Origin of the sequence: Endozoicomonas sp. ALB115 (assembly GCF_049310245.1) — a bacterium.
Lineage (GTDB): Bacteria > Pseudomonadota > Gammaproteobacteria > Pseudomonadales > Endozoicomonadaceae > Endozoicomonas.
In genome coordinates, this window is record NZ_JBLYZG010000031.1 from 11,944 (window position 1) to 27,039 (window position 15,096).

At 49.2% G+C, this 15,096-nt stretch carries 15 protein-coding genes; 6 read left to right on the forward strand and 9 right to left on the reverse strand.

Features of this window, described 5'->3' with window-relative positions; translation table 11 throughout:
* Positions 1 to 87 precede the first annotated feature (87 nt).
* From ACO6VE_RS14330 to serB, 3 genes are all read right to left on the reverse strand, one after another.
* Positions 88 to 1,281 carry an ABC transporter substrate-binding protein gene (locus ACO6VE_RS14330; RefSeq protein WP_422447781.1) on the reverse strand — a complete coding sequence of 398 codons (1,194 nt, stop codon included), beginning with the start codon at positions 1,279 to 1,281 and terminating at the stop codon, positions 88 to 90.
* Positions 1,282 to 1,342: 61 nt separating this feature from the next.
* Positions 1,343 to 1,549: a CPXCG motif-containing cysteine-rich protein gene (locus tag ACO6VE_RS14335; RefSeq protein WP_269671786.1), complete on the reverse strand. Its 207-nt coding sequence runs from the start codon at positions 1,547 to 1,549 to the stop codon at positions 1,343 to 1,345.
* A 197-nt stretch (positions 1,550 to 1,746) separates the two neighbouring features.
* On the reverse strand, positions 1,747 to 3,018 hold the full coding sequence (serB, locus tag ACO6VE_RS14340; RefSeq protein WP_422461921.1) for a phosphoserine phosphatase SerB: 1,272 nt from the start codon (positions 3,016 to 3,018) through the stop codon (positions 1,747 to 1,749).
* Positions 3,019 to 3,448: 430 nt separating this feature from the next.
* On the opposite strand from serB, the gene ACO6VE_RS14345 reads away from it, so the two are divergent.
* From ACO6VE_RS14345 to ACO6VE_RS14370, 6 genes are all read left to right on the forward strand, one after another.
* Complete coding sequence (locus ACO6VE_RS14345; protein WP_422461923.1) at positions 3,449 to 4,984, forward strand: ankyrin repeat domain-containing protein; 1,536 nt, start codon at positions 3,449 to 3,451, stop codon at positions 4,982 to 4,984.
* Positions 4,985 to 5,281: 297 nt separating this feature from the next.
* Positions 5,282 to 5,515 carry a hypothetical protein gene (locus tag ACO6VE_RS14350; protein ID WP_422447787.1) on the forward strand — a complete coding sequence of 78 codons (234 nt, stop codon included), beginning with the start codon at positions 5,282 to 5,284 and terminating at the stop codon, positions 5,513 to 5,515.
* Positions 5,485 to 6,063 carry a hypothetical protein gene (locus ACO6VE_RS14355; RefSeq protein WP_422461925.1) on the forward strand — a complete coding sequence of 193 codons (579 nt, stop codon included), beginning with the start codon at positions 5,485 to 5,487 and terminating at the stop codon, positions 6,061 to 6,063. Before ACO6VE_RS14350 ends, ACO6VE_RS14355 begins: the two co-directional genes overlap by 31 nt.
* Positions 6,018 to 6,869 (forward strand): ankyrin repeat domain-containing protein, encoded by an 852-nt coding sequence (locus ACO6VE_RS14360; protein WP_422461926.1) that lies wholly within the window; start codon positions 6,018 to 6,020, stop codon positions 6,867 to 6,869. The genes ACO6VE_RS14355 and ACO6VE_RS14360 overlap by 46 nt, the downstream gene beginning before the upstream one ends.
* A 646-nt stretch (positions 6,870 to 7,515) precedes the next feature.
* Positions 7,516 to 8,904 (forward strand): ankyrin repeat domain-containing protein, encoded by a 1,389-nt coding sequence (locus ACO6VE_RS14365; RefSeq protein ID WP_422461928.1) that lies wholly within the window; start codon positions 7,516 to 7,518, stop codon positions 8,902 to 8,904.
* A gap of 230 nt (positions 8,905 to 9,134) precedes the next feature.
* Positions 9,135 to 10,427 (forward strand): AhpA/YtjB family protein, encoded by a 1,293-nt coding sequence (locus ACO6VE_RS14370; protein WP_422461930.1) that lies wholly within the window; start codon positions 9,135 to 9,137, stop codon positions 10,425 to 10,427.
* 433 nt (positions 10,428 to 10,860) lie between these two features.
* Here the strand turns inward: ACO6VE_RS14370 and hisF are convergent, their stop codons facing one another.
* The 6 genes from hisF to ACO6VE_RS14400 all read right to left on the reverse strand — a co-directional run bounded on the left by hisF (position 10,861) and on the right by ACO6VE_RS14400 (position 14,868).
* The gene (hisF, locus tag ACO6VE_RS14375; protein WP_422447797.1) at positions 10,861 to 11,634 is read right to left on the reverse strand and encodes an imidazole glycerol phosphate synthase subunit HisF; all 774 of its coding nucleotides are present in this window, start codon (positions 11,632 to 11,634) and stop codon (positions 10,861 to 10,863) included.
* A gap of 24 nt (positions 11,635 to 11,658) precedes the next feature.
* Entirely contained in the window at positions 11,659 to 12,021 is a 363-nt protein-coding gene (locus ACO6VE_RS14380) for a DUF4870 domain-containing protein (RefSeq protein WP_269671794.1), read from the reverse strand.
* 16 nt (positions 12,022 to 12,037) lie between these two features.
* Positions 12,038 to 12,766 (reverse strand): 1-(5-phosphoribosyl)-5-[(5-phosphoribosylamino)methylideneamino]imidazole-4-carboxamide isomerase, encoded by a 729-nt coding sequence (gene hisA / locus ACO6VE_RS14385; protein WP_422461932.1) that lies wholly within the window; start codon positions 12,764 to 12,766, stop codon positions 12,038 to 12,040.
* A gap of 2 nt (positions 12,767 to 12,768) precedes the next feature.
* Entirely contained in the window at positions 12,769 to 13,413 is a 645-nt protein-coding gene (gene hisH / locus ACO6VE_RS14390) for an imidazole glycerol phosphate synthase subunit HisH (RefSeq protein ID WP_422461934.1), read from the reverse strand.
* Positions 13,414 to 13,415: 2 nt separating this feature from the next.
* A complete protein-coding gene (gene hisB / locus ACO6VE_RS14395; protein WP_269671797.1) occupies positions 13,416 to 14,009 on the reverse strand; it encodes an imidazoleglycerol-phosphate dehydratase HisB in 594 nt (197 codons plus the stop codon).
* A gap of 106 nt (positions 14,010 to 14,115) precedes the next feature.
* Positions 14,116 to 14,868, reverse strand: a complete 753-nt coding sequence (locus ACO6VE_RS14400) for a hypothetical protein (RefSeq protein ID WP_422447805.1) — start codon at positions 14,866 to 14,868, stop codon at positions 14,116 to 14,118.
* Positions 14,869 to 15,096 lie beyond the last annotated feature (228 nt).

Genomic DNA, 15,096 nt, shown 5'->3' on the forward strand with positions numbered 1-15,096 from the left:
CCGGGAATAAGAACAGTGCCACCAACCCTAAAGCAAGTAACCTTGAAACAGACCTGACCGATACCCGCTCACACTTTATCAATAAACTCACTGGCGGTATCTTGCCTTCCAGGCATCCTCAAGTTCAGCAACCCAGGAGCTGTCAGGTTCCGGAAGCACTTTACCTAACGCTTCAGGCGACAGGGTTGCCGGCCCCAGGGGCAAACTTGAAAAGCGTTTGCGCTCAACCCCCTTTAACTGGCTCATGCTGAGCACCGTAGGGTCTCCCCAGACATCCGGGTTCGCTTTGTGTGCCTGTGCCTCCGGTGATAGCAGAAAATTAATGACGACCTGTGCTGCCCCGGTGGAATCACTGTTGAAAGGAATCGCCAGAAAATGGGTATTTCCCAGTGTACCCACATCATGGACGTATGTTCTCACCGTGTCTGGTAACTCCCCATTGGCAATAGCAGAGCTGGCATAGGCGGGATTAAAGGTCATGGAGAGTAAAATTTCACCGTCGTCCAGCATGGGGGTCAGCGCCAGATTGTTGGCTGGAAACGTCTCGCCTTCTCGCCACAATAAAGGGTGAAGTTCATCAAGATATCGCCATAAAGGGGAAGTTACTGCAGCGAAATCCGCTGCAGAGACAGGCTTTAACAGCGCACCGGGATCTGGCGTCAACTCACTCAACAACTGCTTCAGAAACGTCGTACCGACAAAATCGGGTGGCAGGGGGTACGTCACACGCCCTTTATGCTTTCTGGCAAACTCAAGCAGTTCTGAGGCATTGGCTGGCGGGACTGTTTCTTTTCGGGAAAACGAATCGGTGTCATAAATAAACACCAGTTGTGCCATCCCCCAGGGCGCTTCAAGGCCTTCAACAGGCTCACCAAAGTCAAGCACCGTGGAGGGGTTCTCTTGCGGGTTCACTCCCTTAAACGAGGGTAAGTCCTGGACAAAAGGGCCAAACAACAGGCCGTTTTGCTTCATGGAACGAAAGTTTTCACCATTAATCCATACCAGATCAACGGTGCCATTACTGTTTCGCCCTGCTGCTTTTTCCGCAAGTACACGACTTACGACATTTGATGTGTCACTGACTTTGACATGTTTCAGTGCAATACCGTAACGTTTGTCTACCTGATCGGTAGCCCAGTCAATATAATCATTGATCTGCTCACTTCCCCCCCAGGCATTGAAATACACCGTCTGCCCTTTTGATTGCTCCACTATTGTTTGCCAGGTAGTGGTTTTCGCTTCACTGGCACTGACGCCGCTGATAAAAGCGACGGTAGCCATGACCAAAGCAGCTGAGGCTTGCTTGCTCCATGTCCTTAGGATGTTCATATTCATTTTCATCTCAATAGCCAGACTCTGTCGTTAATTGGCAATAATGGTTACCGTCTTCGTCGATGGCCAGCGTCACAACGATGGGGCGACAGCACACCTGACAATCTTCAGTGTAAAGCAATGATTCATCCGTCTCGGTAAAACCCGCATCCAACAGCAGTTCGATGGGCTCTCCACAGTACGGGCAATGATCCTGCCAGCTTATCCACTCATCCATCGCGAATACCTTTACTCAGTCTGGACAGGAGCTAAGGGTATTAAGTAATAGCTCCTGAATAACTTCCGTCTTTCCCGGATTCCAAACACCGTTCGTCCTGAGGCCTATCGAAGGGCGTGAAATCAGGGCCATTGTGCCTGTCATCCTTCGACTCCGCTCAGGATGAACGGAGATCAAGCTCTAAACCAGCAAAACAATTAAGTACTGCTCCAAAGAGACTCCAGATCTTTCTCACTAAAGCCCAACAGATAAAGAATACTGTCCAACCCCAGGGTGGAAATTGACTGCCGGGCACTTTGTTTCACCATCGGCTTGGCCCGAAAGGCAATTCCCAGCCCGGCCACGCTGAGCATTGGCAGATCATTGGCACCATCCCCCACCGCAATAACCTGATTCAGGGAAATGCCCTCTTCAGCGGCAATCTGCTTCAGCAGTGTGGCTTTTCGCTCACCATTGACAATGTCGCCTTTCACCAGGCCGGTAACCTTGCCATCAACCATGTCCAGTTCATTGGCGTGGATATAGTCTATCCCCAGTTTTTCCTGAAGATAGCGGGCGAAATAGGTAAACCCACCGGATAGAATAGCCGTGCGATAGCCCAGTGAACGGAGGGTACGAATCAACGTTTCTGCACCTTCGGTTAACGGCAGCTGTCTGGCAATATCCCCCAGCACAGACTCATCCAGCCCCCTCAACATGGCCAGGCGCTCACAAAAGCTGTCATTAAAATCCAGCTCACCCTGCATGGCCCTCTCAGTGATCATTGCCACCTGCTCACCCACACCAGCGGCCTCTGCAAGAAGGTCGATAACCTCCGCTTCGATCAGGGTGGAATCCATATCAAAGACAACCAGCCGACGGTTACGCCGATAAATACTGTCTTCCTGAAATGCCACATCAGCGTCCAGGTCAGCGGTAAGATTGAGAAAGTCAGCCCTTAGTTTTTCCTGATCAGGAGCCGTACCCCGAACCGAAAACTCCAGGCATGATGAACGACGGCTGTTTTTTTTATCCCGCTTGTTATCATTGCGCAGCGACCGTCGACCGGAAAGCCGGGCAATATGGTCAATGTTCAGTCCATGAGCGGCGGTAATACCAGAGACTCTGGCGATTTGCTCTGCGGTGACATTACGGGATAACAGCGTCAATATATAACGATTTCTGCCTTGCTCAGAGACCCAGTGCTCGTAGTCTTCTTCAGACACCGGTTGATAGCTGAACTGCAAATCACTTTCATGAAAATGGAACAGAAGATCTTTTAGCATTCTGTTGGCAACAGCAGCGGAATCACCATGACCTGAAGCCTGGTCTGGCAGACGGACAAGAATGCCCCAGGTCAGGGTATCGTGGATGACCGATTGACCAATATCCAGAATTTCCAGACCGTAGTTGGCCATAATAGAGGTTATGGATGAGGTGAGTCCCGGCTGGTCCCGGCCAGTCACATTAATCAGTATTATATTGCTCACTTTTTTCTGCACGTTTGTACTCGTTTTATAACCACTCAAACTTTGATAAATAGGCCATTTATAGTTATCAAAGTTTGTACGATTGTACATATTATCGCGGGTATTTTTATAGCGCCGGGACAAAATTGAGGATAAGAATAATGACAGCAGGCAGCCATTTCCAGTGCACAAACTCTGAAAGAAAAAACACAATACGAGCCGGTTCATGCCTGACCCGGTGATTTTTACGGCAAAAAGGCGCTAAGCAGATAGTTGCTCTGCAAGACCTGAACTACCTGAACTACCTGAACTCGGTTTTTTTCACCAAATGATCCTCTATTGAAAATTGCGTATTCAAAAAAAAATGCAAAAAAAAATTTCTGTTTTGTGGAATTTTCCCTTCTGCTCGTTGTCAAAACCACAGTCTTAAATCCTAAAGTAGGGCAAAGTAATGAATAATGTTGATATGAGCAAGGTGCCTACCGTCAGGTTCAACCTGGAAAATGTCGGTGGTAACGATGAGGATAACGGAGGAAAATTTAATGGGCATTCACTGGTCAAAACCTCTGCCCCCCAAAAATGCATTACCAATGAGCCTGGCGATGGACAGCAGAAGTCAATCAGTCTTGACCAACGCGGATGTGCAGACAAGCAACCAGCACTGCCGATTGATCGGGGCAGTAGCAGCGTCATTGACGGCAAATCAATTGATCAAAAACCCAACCACCCTAGTGAGACACCCCTGCACACTGCTGAACGGCAACGCAGCACCAATGTATTGCAAATACTGAATAAGAACGACGAATTCAGTGAAGACATGGTCAACACTGCCCGGGATGGCAATGCTAAACATCTTCAATTCCTGATCAGCAAAAAACCCGACGAATCTACCCTTAACAACGCCCTGCAAGAAGCCGTCAAATCGGGGCAAAATCATTGCATTGAAATCCTGGTCAAAGCGGGAGCAAAAAACCTTGACGAGGCCCTGCTTGCTGCCGCCGCACAGGGGCAAGCACATTGCCTCCACCCACTGATCAGAACGGATGATAAAGTAAAAGTCCTTAACATGGCCCTGTGCGAAGCCGCAGGGCATGGACAAACCCAGTGCCTCAAACCCCTGATCAATCAGGGAGCAAATAATCTCAATGGTGCCCTGTGCGCTGCCGCCGAACAGGGGCAAAGCAAGTCCCTGCAACTCTTGATCAAAGAGGGAGCGGAAAACCTTAACAATGCTTTGTATTTCGCTGTCCTGAAAGAAAACGATGAGATCCGGGAAGATCTGATTGATAACGGAGCGGATATTACTACCGTAGTGCACACCGCTGCCGAGAAAGATTCTGTGGAACAGCTGAATGACCAGATCATCTCGGCTTACATCAATACTCCCAATAAGTACGGCAGAACACCACTGCATATCAGCGCTGCCATGGGCCATACCAAAAGCTTGGAAAAGCTGCTTAAAACCGATGGTGTGAAAATCAATACCACTGATAAATCCGGCCATACGCCTCTCCACTTTGCTGTCTTTAATATGCGTACAGACACTGCCATGATGTTACTGAAAGCTGACAACATCGATGTCAATGTGAAGGATGAAAATCACTTTACTGCTCTCCACTATGCTATCAATGCAGACAACAGTACGATCGTGGAGGAGTTACTGAAAACTAGTGACATCGCGGTAAATGAGGGGGGTGAAGAGGGCTGGACACCTCTCCATGCTGCTGCCTACAAGAATATTCCAGACGCCGTCAGGCAATTACTGCCCATTAAAAACATCAAGGTCAATCAAAAGGATGACCATGGCGATACAGCTCTCCACCTGGCTGTTAAAAGAGGTAATACAAATATCGTCGAGATATTGCTGGACACGGATGTTGGCATTGAGGTCAAAGAGAAAAATAACAGCGGCCGAACGGCTCTGGATCTTGCTGACGATAATTGCAGGAAACTGCTTAAAGACTTTTTAAAAGCAAATAAACACTAACGCAATATGAAAGGTTAAATCTCATCCAGGATTATTACTATTTCTGGAACCAAATACTCATGATCGTCATAGCCGGTCATGAGTATTTTTAATCTGATTTTTTCCGGTCACCGTTACCAAGTGAAGAGTCACTCTGCAAGACCTCCCTATTTGATTGAGCTCGGTTTTTTTTCAACAAAAAATCATCTGTTGCACATTACATATTCAAAAAGAACTGTGGAAAATTCTGTTTTAAGGAATTTTCTCTGCTGCTTATTGTCAAAGCTGCAGAGTTTAATCTTAAAGTAGAGTAAAGCGATGAATAGCAACACGTTAGATCGTGCCACGGCCAACACAGCCAACACAGCCAATGCCTTCGAAAATCATGGTATCGTTGAAAATGATAACGATTCTGGCACAGGGCAGCTTGCTGGGCGTTTACTGTCCGAAACCTCTTGCACCCGCATCACCGAGCAGCCTTACGATGCACAGCAGGTGTCAACAAGTCTTAACCAACGGGAATGTGCAAGCGGGCATCGGCACTGCCATTGATTGGTCCGGGCAGGAGCGACGTCGCTGATGACGAATCACCTGATTATGCAACCATGGTACTTAATACTGCCAATCAAGATGGGGAGACACCCCTGCATGTTGCTGCCCTGGAGGGCAATCCTGAACTCCTTAGACACCATTTCAGTGCTATACCCGCCGGCCTCTTTAATGACTCCCTGCTCAATGCTGCCAAAAAGGGGCAAACGCAGTACCTTAACATCCTGTTCAAAGCGGGAGCAAACAACCTTGACGATGCCCTGCGTGCTGCCGCCGGGCAAGGGCAAGGGCAGTGCCTCCCCCTCCTGAAAGAATTGGGGGCTAAAGATCTTGACGGTGCCCTGCGCAAAGCCGCCGCGCAGGGACAAACGATGTGCCTTAAACCCCTGAAAAAATTGGGAGCTGAAGATCTTGATGGAGCCCTGCGCGAAGCCGCCGCGCAGGGAAAATTGCAGTGCCTTAAACCCCTGATCAATTTGGGAGCAAGAAATTATGATGATGCCCTGTGCGCTGCCGCCCAACAGGGGCATACGAACTCCCTTTTATTCTGATCAATGAGGGGGCGAAAGACTTTAACAGTGCCTTGTATTACGCCGTTCTGGCGAAAAACGAAGAGTCAAAGGAGATGCTGCTGACGAAGGGAGCAGATATGACTTCCTTACTGCATACTGCTGCCCGTAAAAATTCTATGGAATGTCTGGATGACTCGACCTTCCTGACCTTGGTAGACATTAATGCTACCGATAAGAACGGCAGAACACCACTGCATATCGCCGCTATCCTGGGCCATATCGAAAGCCTGGAAAAGCTGATTCATACCGATGGGGTGAATCTCGATATCACTGATAACAATCACGATTCGGCTCTCCATTTGGCAGTCATAAAAAAACGCGCAGAGGCCGTCAAGTTGTTACTGAAGGCCGGCATCAACGTCAATAAGACGGAACATGATGGCGGTACGGCTCTCCACTTAGCTGCCAGGTACAATGATATAGAGATCATCAATTTGTTACTGAAAGCAGACATCAAGGCCGATGCGAAGAATTATAGGAAAAGGACGGCTCTCCACATGGCTGCCCAATACGCTGATGCAGACGTCATCAAGTTGTTACTGCAGCACATCGATGTCAATGAGAAGAATGACACTGGCTATACAGCTCTCCACATGGCTGCCTACCTCGGTCGCAAAGACGCCATGGAGGCGTTACTGACCTCTGAAGACATCAACATCAATGAGATAACCAATAAAGGCAAAAAGCCTAGGAGGCTGTCCGAGAATAGCGCCCGTAGCGAGGATGGCAGAAAATTGAGGATAAAAAGTCGGAAATTTTTAGTGAATAGTGGTTCTATTTGCTAAAAATTTCCGACTTTTTAGACCAATTTGCTGCCACCGCAGTAGGGCAGTCTATTCTCGGACAGCCTCCTAGCCACCTTGCTAAAAAAAGGGAGTGCAAGGAAGTCTTAAAAGCCTTTGAAAAAGCAAATAACCACAAACACAACAAATAAATGTTAAATGTCGTCTATATTCTTTTCTGGAACCCAATCCTCATGACCGTAATAGTCGTTCATGAGAATTGGCAATCTGATTTTTCCAAGTCACCCCGCACAATGAAACTGCCACACGGTCATCAGGTGGGCCAGTTTTGCTGACAGCCCATTTCTGTCAGTGTTCTGTTTGTCACCAGAATTCAAGTCTTCAATAAACCCAGTCATTCAACTGCGGATAAGCATCAAGCCACTGAGATAGTCCGAAAAGCTGAGTACAGATTTCATGAGGAACGTAATGAAGTTCCATACTATCCTACGGATTGCGTTTCTTGTGCATTCGAAGCCTTCTGTTTTTAGCATTCCCTGATGTTCTAGCTGTAAAAACAACAAAGCTTCAATTATTTTTCAAGATGAATTTCCAGGATTTTCAATTGGTTGTGTTTTTGGACGAGAACTAACTACAGTCTTTAACTCTAAAATTGGACAAAGCGATGGAAAGTGTTTTGAAGGGTTTCATGAATACTGCCTGGGGCAACACAGCAAATGTCCCCTTAACTGGTGGCATCGGTAAGAATGACGACGGGTATAGAGGACAGCTGGATGGGCGTTCACTGGTCAGAACCCAGTGCAACCCGGCATGCATCATTGAAACGCCTGACGATTTACCGCAGAAGTTAAGAAGTCTTGGCCTGCGCGAATGTGCATACGGGCAATCGACACTGCCATTGATTCGTCCGGACATGACCACCGCTATCCAGAAGGGCAATACCGAACTCCTTAATTACCTGATCACCACCCGCCCCGGCCGACCTGCCCTTAATAGCGCCCTGCACGAAGCCGCCAAATGGGGGCAATTGCATTGCCTTGAAATTCTCGTCGCAGCGGGAGCAAACAACCTTGACGATGCTCTGCTTACTGCCGCCGGGCACGGGCACATACTCTGTCTTAGTCGTCTGATCCAAATGGGAGCAAAAGACCTTAACGGTGCCCTGCGTGAAGCCGCCGGGCAGGGGCAAACCTGGTGCCTTAAACCCCTGATCAATAACGGAGCAAAAGATCTTGATGGTGCCCTGTGCACTGCGGCCAAACTGGGAAAAGATCAGGCCCTTTTACTCTTGATCAAGGAGGGAGCGAAAGACCTTAACGGTGCCTTGTATCCCGCTTTCCTGGCGAACAACAATAAGGTCCTGGACGCTCTGATTGCTAATGGTGCGGATATTACTTCCTTAGTGCACAGTGCTGCCAAAACTGATTCCATGGAATATCTGAATGACCGGGTCATCTCGACATACATCAATGCTACCGATGAGAACGGCAGAACACCGCTGCACATCGCCGCTGTCATGGGCCATGGCAAAAGCCTGGAAAAGCTGCTTAAAACCAATGGAGTGAATATCAATATCGCTGATAAATCGGGCCTTACGGCTCTCCACCTGGCAGTCCAACATAATCGCACTGAGACCGTCATGAGGTTACTGACCACTGACGGTATTAACGTCAATAAGAAGGATAAAAATCGCTGGAATGCTCTCCACTTTGCTGTCAAATATGCCAACATAAATATCGTCCGGAAGTTACTGAACACTGACGGCATCAAGATCAATGAGAGGGTTGGACTTTTCAACAATACAGCCATCCTGCTTGCTGTCAAACAGGGCCGTGCAGATGTCGTCACGGAATTACTGGCGGTTAAAGGCACCAATTTCAATCAAATGGACTTCAATGGTGATACGGCTCTTCACCTGGCTGCCAAACGAGATGATGCAAAGATCGTCAGGGAGTTGCTGAAAGCTGTCGGCATCCGGGTCAAAGCGAAAAATAAATGTGACGCTACACCTCTAAGCCTTGCTGACCGTGACAGTGAGTGTAGGGAGCTTATTAAAGCCTTTTTAAAAAGGAAATAACCATTAACGCAATGTTAAAGGTGAAATCTCGCCTGCATTACTATTTCTGAAATAGCAAGGGAAATAGGTTTTGTCTGCTATCATCCTGCCATTGCAACAAGTGGAGCAGCCTGTCTCCACTTTTTTTAGTCTGGCTCTTCCCCGGCGAGGCTGTCAGAATTTACTCATTGACAGTAGGGCCTGTTGATAATTCATCACAATCATTGGCTTTCCTCTCAGGAGCTTAACTTTTGAAGAAGCGTATTTTCACGCCAGATATTTTTGCGCAGTTCACATCCCGCTTTTCCATCCGAACGCAGTTAATGGTCATCTTTGGTCTATTGATGGCCACGCTGACGATTGGGATGTCGTTGGTCATCAGCAATGAGATTGACTCATCAAGCCAGCATCAGGCAGACAGTATCGGTCAATTATTGAGTGAACAGACTGCCAGCGCCGCGACCGATATGCTGGTCACCGGAGACAGGCTCAGCCTCAATGTTCTGCTCAGTCAGCTGGTGCAGAACCCTTATGTTGCCGAAGCCAGTATCTACAGCATCGATAACCAGAGAATTGCCAAAGCCATTGCCAAAACGGCGGATGAAGGCATCAGGCATCCGGTTTATTCATCGCCCATTCATTACCAGGATGTGATTGCCGGTTACGCCCGCTTATCACTCAACGAAGGTCTGCTCAGCCAGAAACCCAAAGAAGCCCTGTTCGTGATTATTGCTATCAGCTTGATACTGCTGCTGGCCGGGCTGATTTTTCTGCACCTCTATGCCTCCGGCCTGGCGACTCAGCTGCGCCTTATTGAACGACAGTTACGTTCCATTCTGCCCACAGGGAACCCAATCCCGTCAATCACTGGCGAAATCACCCGGCTTTCTGCCTTTGCCGAGCAGCAGCTGCTTGAAAAGAAAATGGCGGAGCCGGAAGAGAGTGTCGAAGAGCAGCAGGAAACGTCGATAATTGCCGCAATCAAAGTCAAAAACCTGGGCAGGCTTCAGCAATTGCTGGCCCCCAGAGACTTGCAGGATATTCTCCGCACTCACAGCCAGATCATCAGTGAAGCTGCGGATTATTATGGTGGCGAGGTAACCTATACGCCAGAAGGGAATGCCTATCTGCGGTTTTCCAGCAAAGAGAGCCCGGCATTTACCTCAGATGCTCTATTCTGCTGTCTGATGATCGAAGCGCTGGCTGAAAAAGCCGGAGCAATCAATATTGCCAAAACACATATTGGTATTGGCCTGAGCGTCAGTGATCAACAGGCGGAGTTCCCGGAAGAGCAACACCCGGCCCTGGGTGACAGTGCCGCCAGCCAGGCACTGACTCTGGCTAACCTGCCAGATATGGATGGTATTTATATGCGCCGGTCAGAAGCCAGCTGGCTTCCCTCAGACCTTCCGGATTTTGCCGCCCTGGACAGTGAAGTCATCAATATCAAAGGCATCAAAAACGAGCTGGCCAATGAATTGAGAGGCCAGATTTTTGAGATGGAGTCCATTCTGGAATTAAGAGGCTGTTTTAAAACGACTTAAGCATCCTGCGGGTTATCCACCAAATGTTTAACAGAAATTTCAAATATTTTGCGGCAGGATCTACTCCCGTCTGCTAGGTTTATGGTGTTTTGGAATAGTTACGTTAAGAATGAATATATGAACTCTGTTACTGGTTCAGGAGCTGTTCAGCCCGCCCCTTCTTCGCAAGATCTACTGGAGTCTAAATCAAGCTCTGGAACATACCTCTGTTATGGCAGGCTGGTATCAGCCATGCCGTCCGTGCTTCCTTCTTGTTGTAAAAGTGAACCGTTCCATCGCTATTATGTTGACAGCCCGGTTTACAAGCCGACAACAGTCGCAGTAATTACCTCTCAGCCACTGGGTTCTGACAATCGTGGCCAGGTGTAAATGGAAGCTCGCTGTAAGTGGTAAATGGAAGCCCTCCGCGAGGCACCCTGATAAGCAATCCTGGTCAAATTCTCATCTCAATCCCCCGGGCAGCCATATACTCCTTGGCTTCAGGAATAGAGTATTGCCCGAAATGGAAAATACTGGCGGCCAGTACCGCATCCGCTTTACCTTCTTTTATGCCTGCCACCAGATGATCCAGGTTACCCGCACCGCCGGAGGCAATGACCGGAATACCCACTGACTCCGAGATAGCCCTGGTGACGCCCAGGTCGTAACCATTTTTGACACCGTCCTGATCCATACTGGTCAGCAGTATTTCACCGGCTCCGAGGCTCTCCATTTTCAGTGCCCACTGCACAGCATCAAGGCCGGTAGGCTTGCGCCCGCCATGGGTAAAGATCTCCCAGCGGTCTGGCTCACCGGGCTGGCTCACTTTCTTGGCATCAATAGCCACGACAATACATTGCGAGCCAAAACGGTCAGCCGCTTCCTGCACAAATTCAGGATTGAAAACCGCCGCGGTGTTGATGCTGACTTTATCCGCACCCGCATTAAGCATGGTGCGGATATCTTCCACTTTGCGAATACCACCGCCAACGGTCAGCGGGATAAATACTTCACTGGCCATACGTTCAACGGTATGCACCGTTGTCTCCCGCCCCTCATGGCTGGCGGTAATATCAAGAAAGGTTATCTCATCAGCGCCCGCTTCGTTATACCGCCGGGCAACTTCCACCGGGTCACCAGCATCCCGAATATCGACAAACTGAACGCCTTTAACCACCCGCCCATTTTCGACATCGAGACAGGGAATTATTCTTTTAGCCAGTCCCATGACTTCAACCTTTCCAAACGCTTGTTAATTGGCCAGACGCAGCGACACCGGGTAGCGGTAAAACTCTCCACTGCCCGCCTTCATCGCTGCCCTGACCATAAACACCAGAACCACTATGATGATCACTGGCACCAGTGGCAATAATAAAAACCCAACCAGCATGAACTTGAGGATAACCCAGAGAGTCGCCAGCAGTGTGATGGTGATCTGAAAGTTCAGGGACTCTCTGGCATGGTGCTCAATATAGAGCGACTTGTCCCGCTTCATCAGCCAGATCACCAGCGGTATGGCAATATTCAACCCCGGAACCATAAAGCCGAACAAAGGCAGAAGATGCGCCAGTACGGCCATATTTTTATCGTCCCGGTTAATATCGGGCCTGTTCATTGGAGGGATACCATAATCATTCATCGCAGTAACGTTGCGCTTCGTTCAGATTGAGTGTCCCTTCGTAAATGGCACGACCGGTAATCGCACCGGCAATCCCTTCACCGGCGACGGCTTTGAGGGCACGTATATCGTTCATATCAGTGATACCACCGGAAGCAATCACAGGAATCGCCATGCTGTTGGCCAATTGCCGGGTTGCGGCAACATTGACCCCCTGCATCATGCCATCCCGGGCAATATCGGTATAGACGATGGCAGAGACACCGTCCTGCTCAAACTGACGTGCAAGGTCAATAGCCTGGGTGTCGGTGACTTTTGCCCAGCCATCCGTTGCGACCCAGCCATCACGGGCGTCAATACCCACGATGACATGGCCGGGAAACGACTGGCAGGCTTGCCTGACAAAGTCAGGGTCGGTTACTGCTTTGGTACCGATAATCACCCAGGAAACACCTGAGTCCAGATAGGCTTCTATTGTCGCCAGATCACGAATGCCCCCACCAATCTGTACGGGCAAATCAGGGTACTTTGCGGTGATACCACGAACCGCATCGGCGTTCAGGGGCTTGCCGGCAAACGCCCCGTTCAGGTCAACCAGGTGAAGCCTGCGGCAACCGGCATCCACCCAGCGGCTGGCCATGGCAACCGGGTCATCACCAAAGACCGTGGCATCCGCCATTTCCCCCTGACGCAGCCGGACACAGGCACCATCTTTCAAATCGATTGCAGGAATGATTAACATCGTTATGGCTTCCATGTTAAAAAGTTTTCGAGCAGCTGCAGTCCATTGGCGGCACTTTTTTCAGGGTGGAACTGCACAGCGACAATATTGTCATGACCAAGGGCGACATCGAAACCAAGACCGTAGTCACTTCTACCCACCACCATCGCGGCATTGGCAACACGGGCATAGTAGCTGTGCACGAAATAGAACCGGGCATTGTCTTCGATTCCCTGCCAGAGAGGATGGGATGGTTCAGCCTGACGGACCGGGCTCCAGCCCATGTGGGGAACTTTCAACCGAGCGCCTTCGCTATCCCGAAGGTCTTTCCCAAAGAACTTTACCTCACCGGAAAACAGGCCAAGGCACTCAACCCCGCCATTCTCTTCGCTATGATCGAGCAGTACCTGCATACCCACACAAATACCCAGCAAGGGGCGGTTGGCTGCCACCTCTCGAACCACTTCATCAACACCATGACGCCGTATCTCCGCCATACAGTCACGGATTGCCCCTACGCCGGGAAGCACTGCCTTATCGGCAGCCAGTATCTGCCCGGGATCGGAGGTCACAATGATTCGGGTATTCGCCTCGGCAACATGTTCCAGTGCTTTACTGACGGAGTGAAGGTTGCCCATCCCATAATCAATGACAGCGACTGTCTTCATGGTTACAACGACCCTTTTGTAGAAGGCATCTGGCCCGCCATGCGCGGATCCAGGGCAACCGCCATCCGTAAGGCGCGGCCAAAGGCTTTAAAGACGGTTTCTATCTGATGATGGGCGTTGCGTCCCCGCAGGTTATCAATATGCAGGGTGACACCGGCGTGATTCACGAAGCCCTGGAAGAATTCATAGAACAGGTCAACGTCAAAGCGGCCGATCATTGCACGGGTAAATTCAACATTAAATTCCAGACCGGGTCGCCCGGAGAAATCGATAACGACTCTGGAAAGCGCCTCATCCAGGGGCACATAAGCATGCCCGTAACGATACAGCCCTTTTTTATCACCAATGGCCCTGGCAAAGGCCTGACCCAAGGTAATGCCGATATCCTCAACGGTATGGTGATCGTCGATATCATTATCACCAACAGCCTTGATATCAAGGTCAATAAGGCCATGGCGGGCAATCTGATCCATCATGTGGTCAAGAAAAGGCACCCCTGTATCAAACGATGCCTTGCCAGTACCATCCAGATTGATGGCCACACGAATCTGGGTTTCCAGGGTGTTTCTTTCAACACTCGCCTTGCGCTCAGCCATGAACTTCTCCGGTTGGATTGTCATCTATTCTGTTTGCCGGGATATTATGGTGAGCATTATATAGAGACTGTTAACTGCTCGCTAGGAGGCTGTAAGAGGATATTCTTTATTGGGACCGGACCTGTTCATAAAGATTACCTTCCAGGCTTTCCAGAAGCTTATCCACCTGCAGCCTCTGGATTTGAGCCGGTTTTGCTTTCAATGGGTGTAACCGGTCATTCACCCAGTGTGATGACCAGTTCCAGGTCGTAGTCACACACTCCCGGGCGAAGGATTCAAGACCAAACCGATCCGCCTGCTCAAGACATCCCGTGAGAAATTCATCCACATCGGACATCAGGATCGGATAGCTGCCTGCGGGTTTGCTGCTGTATTTATTCTGCGTCTGATAGAGCCAGAACTGGCTATTCTCCGGGATGTTCCCGTTACTCATGGAGGTTAATCGCCCGGGGTTGACCGGCACGCGGCAGGTCAGTTGCTGCTGACGATCTATGGACTTGATCTTATTGGTTGGCATGGAAATCAACACACCATTAAATCGTCCGCCAACCAGCGGTATAACCCCCAGTTCAGTCACCTTGATAGTGTTATCCTGCCGGGTTCTGGTCTGCCACCCTCTTCTGAATCCATCAACCCAGACCGGAACCTCAGGCTTAAACCCGATATTGGCTGATTTCCTGGCCTGCTCATAAAGCAGGCTACCATAACCGACAATGTACTGAGACTTTGCCTTATCAAACGCAGGGAAGCACTCATTGGCCATGCTGATGACAGGCGCTATGCATAAAATATTCAGTAACCCCATCAGCCAAATTACATTGCCTGGTAATTTGAAAGCAGGGTAATTCACTTTTGACATTTTTTTTCCTCAACAACCTTTCACTCAATCTGAGGAGACCGCCAACCTTTGTTTACACTATTAAAGGCTGGTTTTTTAGATAATCTAATAATCAATTAATGGATAAGCTCGTTTTTTCCAGACTCAAAAAAAACCAAAAAGTGAATACCCTTTGTTTTCCCGAAAAAAACAACTCCGCCGTTAACATAATAGCTCTCTTTATAAGAATCGAAATATTCACAAAAAAAT

What these genes read in the sequence shown, in the direction of transcription:
- ACO6VE_RS14330 (WP_422447781.1), bottom strand. Translation starts at nt 1,281, where the DNA reads ATGGCTACCGTCGCTTTTATCAGCGGCGTCAGTGCCAGTGAAGCGAAA.
- ACO6VE_RS14335 (WP_269671786.1), bottom strand. Translation starts at nt 1,549, where the DNA reads ATGGATGAGTGGATAAGCTGGCAGGATCATTGCCCGTACTGTGGAGAG.
- ACO6VE_RS14345 (WP_422461923.1), top strand. Translation starts at nt 3,449, where the DNA reads ATGAATAATGTTGATATGAGCAAGGTGCCTACCGTCAGGTTCAACCTG.
- ACO6VE_RS14350 (WP_422447787.1), top strand. Translation starts at nt 5,282, where the DNA reads ATGAATAGCAACACGTTAGATCGTGCCACGGCCAACACAGCCAACACA.
- ACO6VE_RS14355 (WP_422461925.1), top strand. Translation starts at nt 5,485, where the DNA reads ATGTGCAAGCGGGCATCGGCACTGCCATTGATTGGTCCGGGCAGGAGC.
- ACO6VE_RS14365 (WP_422461928.1), top strand. Translation starts at nt 7,516, where the DNA reads ATGAATACTGCCTGGGGCAACACAGCAAATGTCCCCTTAACTGGTGGC.
- hisF (WP_422447797.1), bottom strand. Translation starts at nt 11,634, where the DNA reads ATGGGACTGGCTAAAAGAATAATTCCCTGTCTCGATGTCGAAAATGGG.
- ACO6VE_RS14380 (WP_269671794.1), bottom strand. Translation starts at nt 12,021, where the DNA reads ATGAACAGGCCCGATATTAACCGGGACGATAAAAATATGGCCGTACTG.
- hisA (WP_422461932.1), bottom strand. Translation starts at nt 12,766, where the DNA reads ATGTTAATCATTCCTGCAATCGATTTGAAAGATGGTGCCTGTGTCCGG.
- hisH (WP_422461934.1), bottom strand. Translation starts at nt 13,413, where the DNA reads ATGAAGACAGTCGCTGTCATTGATTATGGGATGGGCAACCTTCACTCC.
- hisB (WP_269671797.1), bottom strand. Translation starts at nt 14,009, where the DNA reads ATGGCTGAGCGCAAGGCGAGTGTTGAAAGAAACACCCTGGAAACCCAG.
- ACO6VE_RS14400 (WP_422447805.1), bottom strand. Translation starts at nt 14,868, where the DNA reads ATGTCAAAAGTGAATTACCCTGCTTTCAAATTACCAGGCAATGTAATT.